The sequence below is a fragment of the Acinetobacter towneri genome (assembly GCF_001758345.1).
Lineage (GTDB): Bacteria > Pseudomonadota > Gammaproteobacteria > Pseudomonadales > Moraxellaceae > Acinetobacter > Acinetobacter towneri_A.
This window is the reverse complement of record NZ_MKQS01000005.1, coordinates 232,973-249,927: the sequence shown is the minus strand read 5'-3', so window position 1 is coordinate 249,927 and position 16,955 is coordinate 232,973. Positions and strand designations below refer to the sequence as shown.

Below are 16,955 nucleotides of genomic sequence, written 5' to 3'. Positions count from 1 at the left end.
GTACAAAGAATGGCTAAATTTAAAAAATAATTGCCCCGACAATAAAACAAAATAATCCAAAAATTACCCAAATCCAGACATTCGACCTAGGTTGCTCGGTATCTGATGTATAGAGCGGTTGTTGTTCCTGAGCAGGATTTTCTTGGTTGCCAACTCTGTTTTTATAGGGTTGGTGCTTGGAATAGGATAGGCCTGTGCCAGGAATACCAACGCTGGTTCGGGTGCCTTTTTTGCCAATATTTAAAGAAGCACCAGGTTTGCCAATGCTTGCACTGCTTATACCTTTGTGTGTCAGATTAATTTTTAATCCAGGTAGCAGTTTAATACTCTTGCGAAATCTGAAGCCCATATTTTTTCCATTTACAAGAACCAGTTTGGTTTCTATCTCAGTTGTCCGGATACAGTGAAATAAGAGTTTGATTCATTCATAGGACTGATCATTTGACTTATCTAGTGAAAAATCAGTATGTTCTTTAACATAAGATATTGGCTTTTAGACAATGAATCAAACATCAAATTATTACAATCAACATGCTCAAGCATTTTTTGAAAATACCTATCAGGTTGAAATGGAAAGTCTTTACGCACCATTTCTAAGATATTTGCCGGAACAGGCATTGATCCTAGATTTGGGCTGTGGCTCGGGGCGGGACACTTTGGCATTTAAGAAAAAAGGCTATCAAGTTGAGGCAATTGATTATTCTGCCGAGCTGGTTAAAAAGGCCAGGGAGCTGACCAATATTGAAGTACGTCAGCAAAGTTTTTATGACCTAGCTGAGAATAATAAATACGATGGTATTTGGGCTTGTGCATCTCTTTTACATTGTGAAAGAGATCGCCTAACTGAAGTGCTGGGGCTTATATTCAAAGCATTAAAGCTAAATGGTGTGTGTTACATGTCTTTTAAGTATGGCAATACAGACCGTGAGAAAGAGGGACGTAGCTTTACTGACTTGAATGAGCAGCAAGCACATGAATTAATCAAGCAGATTGATCAGGCTTTACTGTTACAACAATGGATTACTGTAGATAAACGTCCAGAGCGTACAGAAGAGTGGATGAATATTTTGATTAGAAAAGTGCAGGCTTAGATATGTTATTCAGTATAGCCGAAATACCAACCCCTCAAGAACAGTTGAAATTCTTAAAGCATATTCAGCAGATTTTGCAGTCAGGGACTTTTACTTCGACATATAAGTTTGCTTTGCTGATAAGTATCACGCGTCTGGCGATTGAACAGGGTCAAGATACCGGTGCTGCCTTGCATTTGGACTATCAGGATATTGTGGAAAAGTTTATTGACCTGTACTGGAAACAGTCTCTCCCGTTTCAGTTTAACCAGTATGAGCCTTTTACTATTCATCAAAGCACTGGTAAGCAGGCAAAGATCATCAGTGAAATTCAGAATGCACAGCAACAATTCAAGACCTTGGCCGCGTTGAGAAAGAATGTACTTTACTGGAATAGGCTAAAGCGAACAGTTGCGACAACTGTAAAGCAAATGCCGGTAGTATATTTGCAGAATTTAAATGGTCAAACCGTAGAATTTCTCTATAATCTTGAAGATTCCAAGCAGTCCCTCAAGCTTTTACCCAAAGTGATGTATTGTTTGAGACAGTTTAGTGAAATTATTGAAGAGCTTTGCCAGAAGCGCTGGATTGATTTTGTCCGGCTGAATAAGCAGAACTTGGCTGTATTAGATGGGTTACCTGACCTAGATGAATTCATGTTTGCTCCAAGTCGTAACCAATTGGGGCAGGTCGCGGACTTCTTAATTGACTTACAGCAATGCCAGTGTTTTTACTGTGGAAAAAGTCTCAAAAATTCAAAATATGCCGTGGATCATTTTATTCCATGGTCTTTATATCCTGCTGATACCGAACATAATTTTGTTCTGGCAGATGAAAAATGCAACTCGCAAAAAAGTAATTATTTAGCATCACAGCAATTCTTACATCAGTGGCAGGAGCGTAATCATCTGCATGATCAATCGATTATTCGAGAAATTTCTCAATTAGGTTTTCTAACCGATCTGCAACGTTCGCATCGGGTTGCCGACTGGGCTTATAAGCAGGCAATAGAGAATGAGTATTTGGTTTGGTTGGGGGGCAAAGATAAACAGATATTGGCTCATCCTATATCTGGTGTCTTTTGAGACCGTTATTCTTTGCAGAGATTCTGTTGTCCAAAGACCAATATTTTTAAGAACAAATTGAATATTCAGCAAGATAGTATTCTATAGACAGCTGAATTAGAGCTTTCAGCCCTTACAGACTTTTAACTGGAGGCCTTCATTCTCACAATATGCTGCTACAAAATTTAGAATATTCACCTGTTTGGAGCTTGAATTGACAGATTACTTGGCTTGAGCACGACAATTTATATCCTTTTCCATCTTTTTACTGCTGCATGATTTAGAATTTTAAGTAAAATCATTTGATTAATGATTCACTTAATTGGACTTCCATAACAATGACCAAAGTACAACTGCAACAATTACAAAAACAACTTTGGAATATTGCCAATACTTTGCGCGGCACCATGGGCGCCGATGAATTCCGTGATTACATTCTGGGTTTTATTTTCTTTAAATATTTATCAGAAAAATCGGTGAACTTTGCCAATGAATTGCTCGATGGTGAAGACCTCAGCTTTTTAGAATTAGATGAAAATAATCCTGAGCATGTGCCGTACATCGAAGAAATTAAAAAGAATGCCATTGCCGAAGTCGGTTATGCGCTTACACCAAAACAGCTATTCCATACCTTAGCCGAGCGTGGTCGTCAGGGCGAATTCATTTTGGATGATTTAACTGCGACCTTAAAATCGATTGAACAAAGCACTTTAGGCACCGACTCTGCCGATGACTTTGCCAACCTGTTTGAAGATTTGGATTTAAACTCGACCAAGCTTGGCAATAATGCCAGCGACCGTAATGCACTGGTGGCGAAAGTCCTCAGTCATTTAGATGATATTGATTTTGATATTTCCAATACCGAAGCCGATGTATTGGGGGATGCTTACGAATACCTGATTGGTGAGTTTGCCTCAGGCGCGGGAAAAAAAGCGGGGGAATTCTATACGCCACAAACGGTATCGACCTTACTGGCGAAGATTGTCACCCAAGGCAAAGCGCGTTTACGTTCAGTCTATGACCCGACTTGCGGTTCTGGTTCGTTGTTGCTACGGGTAAAACGTGAAGTAAAAGATGTCGATATGATTTACGGTCAGGAAATGAACCGTACCACCTACAACTTGGCACGCATGAACATGATTCTACATGATGTGCATTTTGCTAAGTTCGACATCAAGCAGGAAAATACTTTAACCCGTCCGCAGCATTTAGATAAAAAGTTTGATGCGGTGGTGGCGAATCCGCCATTTTCTGCAAAATGGTCTGCCGATCCGTTATTTTTACAAGATGAACGTTTTGCTGCGTATGGCAAACTGGCGCCAAGTTCTAAAGCGGATATGGCGTTTGTACAGCACATGCTGTATCAACTGGATGACAATGGCACCATGGCGGTGGTGTTACCGCATGGCGTATTGTTCCGTGGTTCGAGTGAGGGCGTGATTCGTCAGTATTTGATTGAACAGATGAACGTGGTGGATGCCATCATCGGACTACCCGCCAATATTTTCTATGGCACGTCTATTCCGACCTGTATTTTGGTGTTGAAGAAAAACCGTGAGCAGAGCGGCAATATTCTGTTTATTGATGCCAGCAATGATTTTGAAAAGCAGAAGAACCAAAACAAGTTATTGCCTGAGCATTTGGATAAGATTGTTGCGGCATTTGAAAAGCGTGAAAATATTGAAAAGTATGCGCATGTGGCGACTTTGCAAGAAGTCAAAGATAACGATTACAACCTGAACATTCCACGTTATGTAGATACCTTTGAAGCAGAAGCCGAGATTGATTTAGATGCGATTGCAAAACAGCTTCAAGCTTTGGAACACGACAGCCAAAAAACTGATGCGGTGATTGCAGATTTTTGCAAAGAGCTAGGCATTGTTTCACCGTTTGCGGAGGTGAAGTAATGGCTACGCCAAAGTTAAGATTTAAAGAGTTTGAAGGGGATTGGTCTACAAATAAAATAGAGGAAATTTCTATTGTGACATCAGGTGGAACCCCTAGTAGAAACGTTAGTGATTATTGGAATGGCGATATTCCTTGGGTTACAACAAGCCTTGTAGATTTTAATGTTATTAACGAAGCTGAAGAATTTATTACCCAAGTTGGTTTAGATAATTCATCTGCAAAACTTTTCCATAAAGATACAATTTTGATGGCTATGTATGGTCAAGGAATTACTCGAGGAAAAGTAGCTATTTTAGGAATAGATGCTACTACTAACCAAGCCTGTGCAGCTATTAAGCTTAAGAATGGGTTTGAGACAAAATTCATTTTTCAAAACTTAATGAATCGTTATGAGGAAATTCGTGACTTAAGTAATGAAGGTGGACAAAAAAATCTAAGTGCTGGAATTATTAAAGAAATTTTAATTTCATTTCCTGAAAAAGAAGAACAAACCAAAATCGCTTCTTTTCTTTCCGCAGTCGAAGAAAAGATTAGCCAACTCACCCAAAAACACGAACTACTTAGCCAGTATAAACAAGGCATGATGCAAAAATTGTTTAGTCAGCAACTTCGTTTTAAAGCAGATGATGGGAGTGAGTTTGGGGAGTGGGAGGAAAAAAAACTTGGCGAGGTGGGTGAAAATATTATTGGTTTGACCTATTCTCCGACAGATGTGACTAATGATGGCACAGGCATACTTGTTTTACGTTCATCAAATATTAAAGAGGGACGTTTAGATAAGTCAGATAAAGTACGTGTGAATAAAAAGATTCAAGATAAAATTATTGTTCAGCCTAATGATATTTTGATTTGTACTCGAAATGGCAGTCAAAGACTTATTGGGAAAAGTGTCATCATCAATGATGATGAAGTAATGACATTTGGCGCATTTATGTCTGTTTATCGAAGTAAGTACAATAGATTTATTGCGTATTTGATGCAAACTCCTTGGTTCTTTGAGCAAGTACAAATGAATTTAGGTGCTCGTATTAATCAAATTACGACAGGTACTTTAAACGAATTCACTTTTGATTTTCCATGCTTAGAAGAACAAACCAAAATCGCCAATTTCTTATCTGCCATCGACCAAAAAATTGAAGTCGTGGCACAGCAAATTGAACAAGCGAAACAGTGGAAAAAAGGTTTGTTGCAGCAGATGTTTGTATAATTTTAATTTTGCCAAATTCATTCGTGAGTTTGGTTTTTTTGAATAATTCGTTGATTATTCAATTTTAGATAGAGGGTGAAATGAAAGCTAAAGTATTATTAGCAACAGTTCTAAGTATCTGTACAAGTAGTGTTTTTGCATACGATATTGGGTTTAATGAAAAAGGGCAGTTTGGTGCTTTCGATAAAAATGGCAACAAAATGACCTGGAAGGAAACCCTGATTGCACAGAAAAATCTGATGCTTCAACAAATGGTTCCTGGACGCCAATCCGCGGCATCAAATCAAAGCAGCAATAGCAGCATTCAGCTCAACAGTTTAAACGCAAACGAATTGCTCCCTACTTTATTTGGTCGAATTCAGTTGAGTGGACGCTACAGATCAAGCGAACTTAAAAATCCGTTTATTGCAGTACAGCAAAAAATTGATGATCAAAATGAGATTCGCTTTCTACAGCAGCATCCAACATTGACTTATCAAAATGCACAAAATCAAACCCGTTACTTTGTGTTTGTAGAAAGTATGCCTACTTTTAATGGGCAAGATGTAAATCAAGGTCATGGCTCTTATACCAAAGGCTATTTATTAAATTTTAAAAAGGCCGCGAATGGCAAATTTGAACTAACCAATCCCCAAGCTCAATTAATTGATATTCCAAGCTCTTATGGTTCAAGTCATATGCAGATCGAAGACATCCAAAAAGACTTTCGTCGTCTTGGAAAAAATGTAATGGGTGCAATCTTTGTCTCAGGCTTTACTTCAGGTGGTGCAACAGAATCATCATTCTACATGCTTTCATTGCAAGACCATGAAGTAGAGATTAAACGGGTTGGCGATGCAGGCATGTTTGGGTCACGCTATATCAAAGCCAAAAATGATGAAGTCGAATATGGCTATGCAGGTAAATATAAGGTCGTAGATACCAATAAGGATTTGCCACTCTATCCGATTGAAATCACTTACAGCACCACGAATTTAAATCTAAAAGATAAAAACGATTACATCGTAGAAATGTATAAGCAAAGTTTAAGTAATAAGGGCAAGTCCAAATAGTGAGATGGATTCAGTTTTGCAATCAATCATCTCGCCTATTTAAGCTAACTCAGAACGTAGCCTCAGTAGTGAATAACTGAAATTACGTACAAACGCTGATCACGACATTAAAAATTAGGATAAATTCATGAAAAAAATCATTATGGGCCTGCTACTAAGTACAAATCTATTGGGTACACAAGCGGTTTTCGCAGAAAATATTAATGAGCCGATCATTCCTGCCATTGCGGGACTTCAAACGAAGGCTATCGTCATAGGCTTTGCCAAAAACCAGTATGAATTAGGTATGGCCTATTACGAGGGAAAACTCATTCCAAGAAATACGTCAAAAGCGGTGGAATGGTTACATCGCGCAAGTGAAAAAAACTATGCACCTGCAAAAGTTGTTTTAGCCAAGATGAATTTAACGGGGGATGGTGTTGTTGCTAACCCACAGTTAGGGCTTCGATTATTGCAGCAAGCTGCTCAAAAAGGTGATCAAGAAGCGATTAAAATGCTGCAAAGTATTAACACAACAAAGCAGCAAAACCAGCAAAATCAGTTCAGCAGCTTAGATGAAGCCCTACTCTGTAAAGGATGGAATACACGTGCGAGAAACTCTTCATTTTTTTTAGAAAACTTAGCAATATCTGAAGTAAAAACTACAACAGAAAAAGCATTAGAACAGTCTTTGAAAAAAAGTTATGCGGAGCAAGATCAGTTTAAATATTATCCTCAATATAAAGATTCAGAAGGTGATACGCCTGATATGCGAATATTTTTACCTAAGAATAAACAGACTTCGATATTTAAAAAACTTGAAACCGCAAATTATTATGGTTATGGCATTAATTATAAAGCAGAGTTAAAGCAGGATGCGAATATACAAAAAATCAAAGATTATTTAGAACAGCGCGACCATTTTAAGTTCTATAGCTACACGCAAGCTCAAATTCGCCAATATCAGACGGAACACAAAAAAATAATGGCTATAGACAATGATCAAGTGAGTGATCAGGCTTTTAAAAATCTCGATAAAAAATTCCCATTATTGAATTCACTCAAGAATGAAAAGGCACAACAGGCATATATCTATAGTTTGCCTATTGTTGATGAAAGTGGTGATACCCACTTTTCTACTTATATCCAGTTAATCGGAATAAATACATCAAACCCATCCTATACCTTGATTTGTGGAGTAGGTGAAGCGTAAAGCTGATTTTAAATAAAAGATGTAAACGTATTTTATTATTTGAGGGAAACATGACAGTACAAAGCGAATATCAACTTGAAAATGAACTGATTAGCCAGCTCAAGCAATTGGGTTATGCCTCAGTGACGCTCAAGGACGAAAGCCAACTACTGTCTAATCTCAAAACACAAATTGAACGTGCCAACGGACTTGCACCATTATCAGAAACAGAATGGAAACAGGTCATCAGTTTTTTAAACACAGGCACAGTGTTTGAACGCGCCAAGAATCTGCGTGATCTGTTCCCAGTCAAATTTGATGATGGGACCAGCAAACACATCTTTTTTCTCTCGGATGACCCAAGCAAGAACATCTATCAGGTGACCAATCAAATCACCATCGATCACCGCGACTATAATGGCCGTACCAGCCGTTTTGATGTGACCTTACTGGTCAATGGTTTGCCTTTGGTACAGATTGAGCTGAAAAAACGCGGCATGGAAATCGCCGAAGCCTTTAATCAAACGCAACGCTATATTCGTGAAGCCTATTGGGCAGGGCAAGGGCTGTTTGGTTTTATTCAGCTCTTTGTGATTAGTAACGGTGCCAATACCCGTTATTACTCCAACGGCACCACAGGCATCGAGTTTGCCTTTCCCTGGGCAGATGTCCATAACAAACATATCAATGAAATTGTCGACTTTGCCGAAGCTTTTTTCAATCAGCAGCATCTGACCCAAATGCTGACTCAGTACATGGTGCTGCTAGAAACCACCAAAAGCCTGATGGTGCTGCGTCCCTATCAGATTTATGCAGTACAGAAAATTGTGGAGCATGTGCAAAACTCCGATCAGAACGGCTATATCTGGCACACTACAGGTTCAGGCAAAACCCTGACTTCTTTTAAAGCCAGTCAGATCATCATGCAAATGCCCGATGTAGAAAAGGTCTTGTTTGTGGTCGATCGTAACGACCTCGATACGCAAACCTCACGCGAATTTARTGCTTTTAAAGCCGACAGCGTGGACAGCACCGATAACACATCGACCTTGGTGAAACAGCTGGATCAACGTCATGACAAACTGATTGTGACCACCATCCAAAAGCTCAATCGGGCCATCAGCACCGACCGTTATTTAGAATCGATTGATTATCTTAAAAATAAAAAAGTGGTCTTTATTTTTGATGAATGTCATCGCAGTCAATTTGGTGAGACCCATCAGAACATCAAAAAATTCTTCAGCAATGCACAGATGTTTGGTTTTACCGGTACGCCTATTTTTGAAAAGAACAGCCAAAGCAAAGCAGGTTTAAAACTGACGACCGATTACCTGTTTAATGCGTGTTTGCATAAATACGTGATTGTGGATGCCATCCGCGACCGTAACGTCTTGCAGTTCCAGATTGATTATCGTGGCAAATACACCGCCAAAGGCATGGCGACGAATGAAAGTTATGAGGAAGATGTAGAAGGCATCGATACCAAAGAACTGTATGACAACCCGCAACGCCTTGAAATGATTGCCCGCTACATTGTCAATATTCACGATACCAAAACTCGTAATCGTGAATTCACGGCTATGTTCTGTGTCAGTTCGGTCGAAACACTGACCCAATATTACGACCTCTTTGAAAAGGTGCAGGTTGAAAAGCAAATTGAAGATGAAGCACAAGGTCGGATATTTAAACCGTTGACCATTGCCACCATCTTTTCCTATGCGGCAAATGAGGCTGTACCGACTGATGACTTAAATGGCTTAATTCATGAAGAAGCCGCAGATATTCCAAGTCAGGTCAATTCATCCAGTCGGGATAAGCTAGATCGCTACATAGCGAATTACAATCGACAGTTTAAAACCAACTACAATTCAGGTGATCAATTTTATGCGTACTACCGCGATATCGCACAGCGCGTAAAAAACAGGCAGATTGATATTTTAATCGTGGTCAATATGTTCCTGACTGGCTTTGACTCGAAACCTCTGAATACGTTGTATGTCGATAAAAATCTAAAATATCATGGCTTGATTCAAGCATTCTCTCGTACCAACCGTGTCTATAACGATAAAAAACCATTTGGCAATATCATCTGCTTCCGTAACCTGAAACGCGCCACCGATGAAGCACTGGCACTATTTTCCAATAAAGAAACCACCAAGATTGTACTTGTTCCAAGCTATGCGGAAATCGAACAGGATTACCAAGCAGCGGTGAGCAAATTGTTTGCCTTAACGCCCAATTACCAATCAGTCGATGATCTTGTCACTGAAGAACAGCAACTGGAATTTATTAAAGCTTTCCGTGAAGTGATGCGCTATAACACGCAATTACAAACTTTTATTGAGTACGATCAAGACCAAACACAACTGGATAAGCAGCACTTCGCGAACTTCGCCTCTAAGTATGCTGACTTATGCCGTGCCGTTAGAAAGACGACGAAGAAAGAAAAAGTATCGGTACTGGATGATGTCGATTTTCAACTGGATTTACTGCATAGTGATCGCATTAATGTTGGTTATATCATCAACCTGCTACAGCTTGTTGTTGATACAGACTCAGAGGACAAGCGTAAGAAGTACCAAGCGCAAATTTACGATTTAATCAGTAGCGATATTAGCTTGCACGATAAGCAAGACCTCATTCAAAAATTCATTGAAGAAAACATGCCGAAGATGATCAATGGACAGAGCGTTCAAACGGCTTTTTCTGAATTCTGGGATGCTGAAAAACAACAGGCCTATCAGCATCTTTGTAAAGAAGAAAACCTGAAACCAGAAGCGATGAAGCAGGTTCTGGAGCATTATGAGTTCACCAAACGCCTACCACGTAAAGAAGAGTTGAAGGACTTACCAAACTATAAGGTTAAGCTGTTTGAGCGGGAGAACGTGTTTAGCAATTTGCTGGTCAAGACCCGGAAACTGATTGAAAAATTTTATGTGGGGTTTTAAATTGTCAAAGAAGTAAAGCACCTTAGTGGTGCTTTACTTCTTTAGGTGTATGCATTTGTTCCACCCTTTCTAAGACAGTGGCAGAGAACGGTGTCAACGGCATTCTAAAATTGACCCCTTTGACCTCGTATTAAGTTTCAACCTGTGGCTGAATCCCTATTCTTTTTTTATCCTTCAAACGATAACTCTCACCCGATATTTGTACCACATGACAGTGATGCAATAACGATCTAACATCGCAGCGGTCAACGTGACATCATCCTCAAACGACTTAGACCATTGGCTAAATTGTAAGTTACTCGTCAATATCGTACTGCCTTTTTCATAACGCTTGGCAATCACGTTAAAGAACAGATTCGCTTCTTCACGTCCAAAGGGCAAATAACCAATTTCATCGATAATCAATAATTTCGGGGCGAGTATCACGCGTTGCATATAGGTTTTCAATTTACCTTGCTGATAGGCTGTACTGAGTTACAGCATGAAATCGGCGGCGGTAATAAACTTGGTTTTGACATTGCTCATGATGGCCTTATAGGGAATCTTTAGAAAGAAAGCCAATCATCTCAGCAAGATAATTGGCTTAAGTGAGAGTCACGATTATCCGCTTATTCGTCGGTCATCCCAATAACACGGCACTACAATCAAATGGTTCTCATGTAACCGAGACCATAATCTTACACCTAAATCCCGCTGCATATTTTGGACTGTGAAATTGGAAATCAGCAGGGTAGATTTCATATTGTCATAACGACTATACAAAACCTTATGCACCATCTCCAGGCGTTTTTCATGCCGGTCATGCAGGCCATATTCATCAATCACCAATAAATCAAAACTGGAGAAATGGTCGATGACTTCTTTCTCAGAGCGCGAAGCATCTGACCAGGTATCCATCATTTTTTGAGCAATTTCTGCACTGGTATAGTAGCGTGCAGATTTTGTACTGTTATGCAGAATGTTGCGAATAATTGATGCACTCAGATGGGTTTTACCTGTACCCGGTGTACCAATCATCAACATGTTCGGGTTGTGGTCAGAAATAATTTGCTGTGCAAAGGCCTGACATAGTTTGATGGTATTGTCTTGTGCAGGGCATGCAACTACATAATTCTTGAAGCCCCGATCCAGGTAGCGTTTATTGAGCCCTGAATTTTTAATTTTCTGTTTTAGCAATCGCTGTTGCAGTTCATTCTCATAGGCTGCATGTGAGTGTTGGACGGTTTCTTTGGCACACAATTTACAGAGCCTGTGACCAGCAATTTCCATCAGGGGTATATGATGGGTAGGGCAAAGTGTTTCCGTTGTTTCTTCGCGAAACTGGAGTGTTTTAAGCATGGTATTCATGACTGATCTCCTAAATCCACTTTGAATTTTCTAAAAAACTCTCATTTTTTTCTTCAAAATTTGAAGATGAAGATGAAGATGAAGATGAAGATGAAGATGAAGATGAAGGGCATGATTCAAGCATGACTTGAGTAATACTCGGGCTCTTCTCAGGAGCTGCTTGAGCATTTACTTTTCGTTGCCTGGCTGATGCTTGAGCATTACTTGCGGATTTGCCCCAACGTGCTTGAGCTGCATTTTTAGCTTTATCAGATTTCATTTGCTGATTTTGCAATGCCTGGCTTTTTAAACTGCTTAAGAAATTTGAATGAATCTGCTCAGATTCGATTTCAAACAATTCCAGGGCCATTAGCGTATTCAACAAAGTTTTAGCCTTGGTGTGCTGCGGTAATTTCGTGATGCTACATACAGTAGCTAGGTCGTGAGGAATGGCACCATTTTTCCAGAAATCCATCATTAACAGCAGTGCCGCACCAATTTGTTCTGCTGTCATTCGTGCAAATTTCGCTTGTAGGTCGCCAATATAGAGTGGCATCCAAATTGAAATATCTTTATGCATATGTTCACCTTTTTATAGGTATAAAGGGGCTGAGGTCATCAATTAGATGACCTTTTATGTTTGTTTTATGAGTGAGCGAGACTCATTAAGCGGACACGGGCCTGTTGAGCTAAGTCATCGTAATGAGCTTGCCCTTCATCCAGCATTCGCTGTAGCCAAAGTCTTAATGCTTGGTGATCATCGAAACATTTATTGATTTCCAGCAAAAAGGCCAGATTGTGCAGTTTCGGAATGTGTAGCTCATGGATTAATTCACGAGCGACCATATCTGCTTCTGGGCTAACGACTACGCCGCCAAAGAAAGCTTTACTGTTCATGGGCAAGCTCCTCTGTATTCAGTCTCTCCAGCATGGCTTCAAAAGCACTACCATCGCGGCGCGTAACATTAGGGATGTAACGGCTATAGACCCGGAATAGCATTTCAGTCGTTGAATGCCCCAATTGGCGAGCGACCCATTCTGGATTTTCACCTGCCGCCAGCCAGAGCGTTGCTGCTGTATGACGTGTTTGATAAGCACGACGAGGTTTTAGCCCTAAATAGCGTAGCAGGGGATGCCAGACACGCTTATTAACTAAACGGTAGTCTAGAGGACCGCCATCACGGTTACAGAAGACGAAGTCCGATTTTCCGTTGTTGAGGCTTTTCTGTTGTAGAAAGGCTTGGTACACCCGGTCATTCATCTGGATCGTGCGGTCAGAACCATACGTTTTGGTTCCACCAAGAACACCATTCACTAACGCTTCACGGATATGGATCTCACGACGTTGCAAGTCGATATTTTTCCATTGCAGACCATCGATTTCACTGGTACGCATACCTGTGAAAAAGCGAATGGTGTAATAAGGCCTAAAGTCCTCACGCACCGCAGTGAGAATTTTATGCACCTCTTCCAGAGAAAAAGGTGTGACTTCGATCTTACTTTCCTTCAGATTGTTTATATTTTTATACGGCGACTCAAAATCGTATCGTTCTGCCGCATCATTCAGTATCATACGTAAAGGCGTCATGATTTGATTGATCCTCGATGCTTTCAGACTTGTTTGATCTTTTCCGTGTGTCACTTTGGCGAGGGAAGCACGGAAGTTCAGCAAGTCTGACTTCTTAATTTTTGAGAGAACCTGATTACCAAAAGCGGGGATCAAATAGTTTTTGATTACAATTGAAACCTTTTGTTGATATGAATCTCTCCATTCAATTTGTTTCTGTTTAAACCACAATTCAGTGAACTCTTTAAAAAGAGGAACCTTGGTTTGTACAGCGATTTGCTGACTTCTTTTTTCCTTAAACTCCTCAACACGTTTACTTTTTGGAAAATACTTTTCGTATTCAAAAGTTCCCAAAGTAATTTCAGCTTGAAGCTGCTCGAGACGTTTTTTTAAAATTCGGCGATTATAGGCATTGTCTTCAAGATTGGTTGTCTCTCTGCAACGGATGCCCATGTAGCGAAAATCGGCAATGAGTTTGCCACTTCTTTCCCGGATGGTAGCCATCGGTTAAACCTCCTGAACCTTATTGAAGAGCATCCATACTTAAACCAGTGAATTTAAGCATTTCAGTTTCAATACGTTCCCAAACAAAAAGAATTTTGCGACCACCAAAAGGACGGATGTAATGAACACCTTCAATAAAGACACTGTCCTTCAGTTGGTTGCGAATGGTACGAGCGTCGTACTGGATTTTTTCAGCCAGTTGCTGGGCTGTGAGATAGGTATATGACATAATAGAGCCTCATATTTTTTTACTAGGTAACTAGGAAAAATTATTCCTAAGATGTAAATTATCACATATTTATGTCTTTGCAAGTACTTTTTATTATATAACTAGGAAATTTTATGATTATTTCAAACTTGGCTGTTTTATTGGCAGAAAGGAAGCTGAAGGTTGCTGATCTGGTAAGAAGTACTGGAATTAATAAATCTACTTTGCATAAACTTTATAATGATGAATCTGTACGTATTGATTTTGAGACAATTGATAAGATTTGTATTGCATTAGATGTTGAAGTGGGTGATTTATTGGTTTTCAAGAAAATTGATAATAATCAAAATGATAATAATTAGTTTTGGTCACAAATGGTCACATAAAAAGTGAAATGGTCACAGATATTTGATCATTTGGAAAAAAATACTTTGTTTGGAAGAGAGCAGGGGGATTTTTTTACCTTTATAAAAGCTCTGAAAGTGGTGATCGATTGAGGACATTTAAGGTCAATTAAGACCATTTCTATTGTCGTGGGCACGCCATGGTCACATCTTGGTCACAAAAGAAAAAAGCTATGGTAAGAATTTCAGTGTTGAACCGGAGATATGAAAAAAGATGATATTAAAAAATATAATAAAATCAACAACAAAAAAGCCCCAGTCATTCGACTGAGGCTTTTAAAATTCTGGAGCGGGAAACGAGACTCGAACTCGCGACCCCAACCTTGGCAAGGTTGTGCTCTACCAACTGAGCTATTCCCGCATGCGGTGTATAATACATGATGAAAAAATAGGGTCAATCATTTTTTGCATGTCATTGTACTGACTGAATAAATAAACAACATTTTTTAGAAAATAGTGCAGTTAGATGACTCTGGCTGTTTGTTTTATAAAAGTTTTCATTATCTGCAAAATTTTCTATATCGCTTGCTATGCACGGTAGTCATGCGAAAAATAAAAAGTATAAGACATAAAAAATCCGCAGCACTAAATTTCTAAAAAAGAAGCCGACTGCGGATTTTTAGGTGATTTAAAATAATTTTATTAAATTTAAACTATTGAATAATATTAAAAACTACTCAACTGTCACACTTTTTGCTAAGTTCCTAGGCTGATCGACATCTGTACCGCGMAAAACCGCCACATGGTAAGACAACAATTGCACAGGAATACTATACACAATTGGCGCAAGCAATGCGCTGACTTGCGGTACATAAACTACATGCTGACGCTCTTTATCTGCAGGAATGCCGCTGTTCTCATCTGCAAATACAAATAGCTCACCACCACGTGCCTGTACTTCTTCCATATTGGATTTTAGTTTATCCAGCATGTCATCTTGCGGTGCTAAAATCACCACAGGCATGTCATTGTCTACCAATGCCAATGGGCCGTGCTTCAATTCACCCGCAGCATAACCTTCTGCGTGAATATATGAAATTTCTTTCAGTTTTAACGCACCTTCTAAGGCAATTGGAAATTGTGTACCACGACCCAAGAACAAGCAGTGATTTTTCTCTACAAACAATTCAGACAAACGTAAAATTGCCGTATCATTTTGCAAAGTATCTAAAATCACTTTTGGTGTGTGCCACAAGCCTGCAATAATTTCAGCCGTATCTGTCGCTGCTATTGCATTTTTCACCTGACCAATTTTGAGCACCAACAGCATTAATGCTGCCAACTGTGTGGTAAAGGCTTTGGTCGATGCCACACCAATTTCAGGACCTGCAAGCGTCAACAAACTATGATGGGTTTCACGTACCATAGACGAAGTTGCCACGTTACAAATGGTCATGGTGCTAATATTTAAACCTTTTGCAGCAGCACGTTTTTGAGTGTCGCGTAAAGCAGCTAAAGTATCTGCAGTTTCACCGGATTGTGAAATGCACACATACAATGTGTGATTCACAATCACTGGCGTGCGATAACGATATTCGCTGGCAATTTCCACATGGCAAGGCAAGTTAATCAGCTGTTCAAACCAGTATTTTGCAATCATCCCTGCATGGTAGCTGGTACCACAGGCAATAATCTGTACTTGTTGAATCTTGGTAAAGTCAAGTTCAGCATCTTTCAGGAAATCTTCACGTAAAGCGTTGCCATTTAATGCTTGTGAAATGGTTTGTTGAATCGCTTCAGGTTGCTCATAAATTTCTTTGAGCATGTAATGTTTATATTCACCCTTCGATGCATTGCTTACAGTTGCATCTAGCTCTTTTACAGGGCGCTCAACAGTTTGACCATTTACAAAAACTTCAATGCTGTCGCGGGTTAAGCGGGCAATATCACCTTCTTCCAAATACATAAAACGGTTGGTAATTGGCAACAACGCCAATTGGTCTGAACTGATAAAGTTTTCGCCTATACCGACACCAATCACCAAAGGCGAACCTTCACGTACCGTAATCAATTCATCTGGATAATTGGTATGGATAATTCCAAGTGCATAAGCACCTTTCAGTTGAGGCACCACTTGCTGTACCGCATCCAATAAATTCGGTGCAGTTTTAAGGGCATGGTCGACCAAATGGGCAACCACTTCAGTATCCGTTTGAGAACTGAACACATAGCCTAAAATTTCTAGCTCATCTTTTAGTTCTTGATAATTTTCGATAATACCGTTGTGTACGACAGCAACATTGCCAGAAATATGCGGATGTGCATTGTTTTCGGTCGGTTTACCATGTGTTGCCCAACGCGTATGGGCAATACCAAGTGAACCTGTTATTTGAGAATCTAGTACTGCTTGCTCAAGATTTGCTACTTTACCGACACGGCGCTCACGCAAGACCTGACCTTGACTAATCAGTGCCAAACCTGCGGAATCGTAACCGCGATATTCTAAACGCTTTAAACCTTCAATGAGGATATTGGTAATACTACGTTCTGCAACGCCACCGACAATACCGCACATAGGAACTTCCT

General features: G+C 39.7%; 14 protein-coding genes, 1 tRNA gene and 3 pseudogenes. 9 read left to right on the top strand and 9 right to left on the bottom strand.

The annotated features are described in order from the left end of the window. Positions 1-19 precede the first annotated feature (19 nt). Positions 20-349, bottom strand: coding sequence for a DUF4236 domain-containing protein (locus tag BJN41_RS04440; protein ID WP_019837114.1), 330 nt, complete (start codon positions 347-349; stop codon positions 20-22). Between the two features lie 151 nt (positions 350-500). Between BJN41_RS04440 and BJN41_RS04435 the strand changes: the two genes are divergently transcribed. The 8 genes and pseudogenes from BJN41_RS04435 (at position 501) to BJN41_RS04405 (ending at position 10,420) form a co-directional block, all read left to right on the top strand. Beyond that, complete coding sequence (locus BJN41_RS04435) at positions 501-1,091, top strand: class I SAM-dependent methyltransferase (protein WP_070153673.1); 591 nt, start codon at positions 501-503, stop codon at positions 1,089-1,091. A gap of 2 nt (positions 1,092-1,093) precedes the next feature. Continuing rightward, the gene (locus BJN41_RS04430; RefSeq protein WP_070153670.1) at positions 1,094-2,155 is read left to right on the top strand and encodes an HNH endonuclease; all 1,062 of its coding nucleotides are present in this window, start codon (positions 1,094-1,096) and stop codon (positions 2,153-2,155) included. A gap of 317 nt (positions 2,156-2,472) precedes the next feature. After that, on the top strand, positions 2,473-4,041 hold the full coding sequence (locus tag BJN41_RS04425) for a type I restriction-modification system subunit M (RefSeq protein ID WP_070153667.1): 1,569 nt from the start codon (positions 2,473-2,475) through the stop codon (positions 4,039-4,041). Continuing rightward, positions 4,041-4,532 (top strand): annotated as a pseudogene (locus BJN41_RS16065) (restriction endonuclease subunit S); the annotation flags it as partial. The gene BJN41_RS04425 and the pseudogene BJN41_RS16065, both read left to right, overlap by 1 nt. Next, positions 4,521-5,249: pseudogene (locus tag BJN41_RS16060) on the top strand (restriction endonuclease subunit S); the annotation flags it as partial. The pseudogenes BJN41_RS16065 and BJN41_RS16060, both read left to right, overlap by 12 nt. An 80-nt stretch (positions 5,250-5,329) precedes the next feature. Beyond that, positions 5,330-6,301, top strand: coding sequence for a hypothetical protein (locus BJN41_RS04415; RefSeq protein ID WP_070153660.1), 972 nt, complete (start codon positions 5,330-5,332; stop codon positions 6,299-6,301). 127 nt (positions 6,302-6,428) lie between these two features. Beyond that, on the top strand, positions 6,429-7,493 hold the full coding sequence (locus BJN41_RS04410; protein WP_070153658.1) for a tetratricopeptide repeat protein: 1,065 nt from the start codon (positions 6,429-6,431) through the stop codon (positions 7,491-7,493). A gap of 50 nt (positions 7,494-7,543) precedes the next feature. Then, complete coding sequence (locus tag BJN41_RS04405; RefSeq protein ID WP_070153655.1) at positions 7,544-10,420, top strand: type I restriction endonuclease subunit R; 2,877 nt, start codon at positions 7,544-7,546, stop codon at positions 10,418-10,420. A gap of 130 nt (positions 10,421-10,550) precedes the next feature. Here BJN41_RS04405 and BJN41_RS04400 read toward each other — a convergent pair. The 6 genes and pseudogenes from BJN41_RS04400 to BJN41_RS04375 all read right to left on the bottom strand — a co-directional run. Further along, positions 10,551-10,969 (bottom strand): annotated as a pseudogene (locus tag BJN41_RS04400) (ATP-binding protein); the annotation flags it as partial. Positions 10,970-11,020: 51 nt separating this feature from the next. Then, complete coding sequence (locus BJN41_RS04395) at positions 11,021-11,767, bottom strand: ATP-binding protein (RefSeq protein ID WP_070153652.1); 747 nt, start codon at positions 11,765-11,767, stop codon at positions 11,021-11,023. Positions 11,768-11,777: 10 nt separating this feature from the next. Continuing rightward, entirely contained in the window at positions 11,778-12,326 is a 549-nt protein-coding gene (locus BJN41_RS04390) for a DUF1376 domain-containing protein (protein WP_070153649.1), read from the bottom strand. A gap of 65 nt (positions 12,327-12,391) precedes the next feature. Further along, positions 12,392-12,643: a hypothetical protein gene (locus BJN41_RS04385; RefSeq protein WP_005265407.1), complete on the bottom strand. Its 252-nt coding sequence runs from the start codon at positions 12,641-12,643 to the stop codon at positions 12,392-12,394. Continuing rightward, complete coding sequence (locus BJN41_RS04380) at positions 12,633-13,817, bottom strand: site-specific integrase (protein WP_070153646.1); 1,185 nt, start codon at positions 13,815-13,817, stop codon at positions 12,633-12,635. Before BJN41_RS04380 ends, BJN41_RS04385 begins: the two co-directional genes overlap by 11 nt. A gap of 19 nt (positions 13,818-13,836) precedes the next feature. Then, positions 13,837-14,046: a hypothetical protein gene (locus tag BJN41_RS04375; RefSeq protein WP_000122748.1), complete on the bottom strand. Its 210-nt coding sequence runs from the start codon at positions 14,044-14,046 to the stop codon at positions 13,837-13,839. A gap of 113 nt (positions 14,047-14,159) precedes the next feature. Here BJN41_RS04375 and BJN41_RS04370 point away from each other — a divergent pair, with 113 nt between their 5' ends. Next, the gene (locus tag BJN41_RS04370; protein ID WP_070153643.1) at positions 14,160-14,387 is read left to right on the top strand and encodes a helix-turn-helix domain-containing protein; all 228 of its coding nucleotides are present in this window, start codon (positions 14,160-14,162) and stop codon (positions 14,385-14,387) included. 327 nt (positions 14,388-14,714) lie between these two features. On the opposite strand, the gene BJN41_RS04365 is transcribed toward BJN41_RS04370, so the two are convergent. Both BJN41_RS04365 and glmS read right to left on the bottom strand, forming a co-directional pair. After that, positions 14,715-14,790, bottom strand: a tRNA-Gly gene (locus BJN41_RS04365). Positions 14,791-15,102: 312 nt separating this feature from the next. Continuing rightward, the gene (gene glmS / locus BJN41_RS04360; protein ID WP_070153641.1) at positions 15,103-16,944 is read right to left on the bottom strand and encodes a glutamine--fructose-6-phosphate transaminase (isomerizing); all 1,842 of its coding nucleotides are present in this window, start codon (positions 16,942-16,944) and stop codon (positions 15,103-15,105) included. Positions 16,945-16,955: the final 11 nt, after the last annotated feature.

What these genes read in the sequence shown, in the direction of transcription:
- BJN41_RS04440 (WP_019837114.1), bottom strand. Translation starts at nt 349, where the DNA reads ATGGGCTTCAGATTTCGCAAGAGTATTAAACTGCTACCTGGATTAAAA.
- BJN41_RS04435 (WP_070153673.1), top strand. Translation starts at nt 501, where the DNA reads ATGAATCAAACATCAAATTATTACAATCAACATGCTCAAGCATTTTTT.
- BJN41_RS04430 (WP_070153670.1), top strand. Translation starts at nt 1,094, where the DNA reads ATGTTATTCAGTATAGCCGAAATACCAACCCCTCAAGAACAGTTGAAA.
- BJN41_RS04425 (WP_070153667.1), top strand. Translation starts at nt 2,473, where the DNA reads ATGACCAAAGTACAACTGCAACAATTACAAAAACAACTTTGGAATATT.
- BJN41_RS04415 (WP_070153660.1), top strand. Translation starts at nt 5,330, where the DNA reads ATGAAAGCTAAAGTATTATTAGCAACAGTTCTAAGTATCTGTACAAGT.
- BJN41_RS04410 (WP_070153658.1), top strand. Translation starts at nt 6,429, where the DNA reads ATGAAAAAAATCATTATGGGCCTGCTACTAAGTACAAATCTATTGGGT.
- BJN41_RS04395 (WP_070153652.1), bottom strand. Translation starts at nt 11,767, where the DNA reads ATGAATACCATGCTTAAAACACTCCAGTTTCGCGAAGAAACAACGGAA.
- BJN41_RS04390 (WP_070153649.1), bottom strand. Translation starts at nt 12,326, where the DNA reads ATGCATAAAGATATTTCAATTTGGATGCCACTCTATATTGGCGACCTA.
- BJN41_RS04385 (WP_005265407.1), bottom strand. Translation starts at nt 12,643, where the DNA reads ATGAACAGTAAAGCTTTCTTTGGCGGCGTAGTCGTTAGCCCAGAAGCA.
- BJN41_RS04380 (WP_070153646.1), bottom strand. Translation starts at nt 13,817, where the DNA reads ATGGCTACCATCCGGGAAAGAAGTGGCAAACTCATTGCCGATTTTCGC.
- BJN41_RS04375 (WP_000122748.1), bottom strand. Translation starts at nt 14,046, where the DNA reads ATGTCATATACCTATCTCACAGCCCAGCAACTGGCTGAAAAAATCCAG.
- BJN41_RS04370 (WP_070153643.1), top strand. Translation starts at nt 14,160, where the DNA reads ATGATTATTTCAAACTTGGCTGTTTTATTGGCAGAAAGGAAGCTGAAG.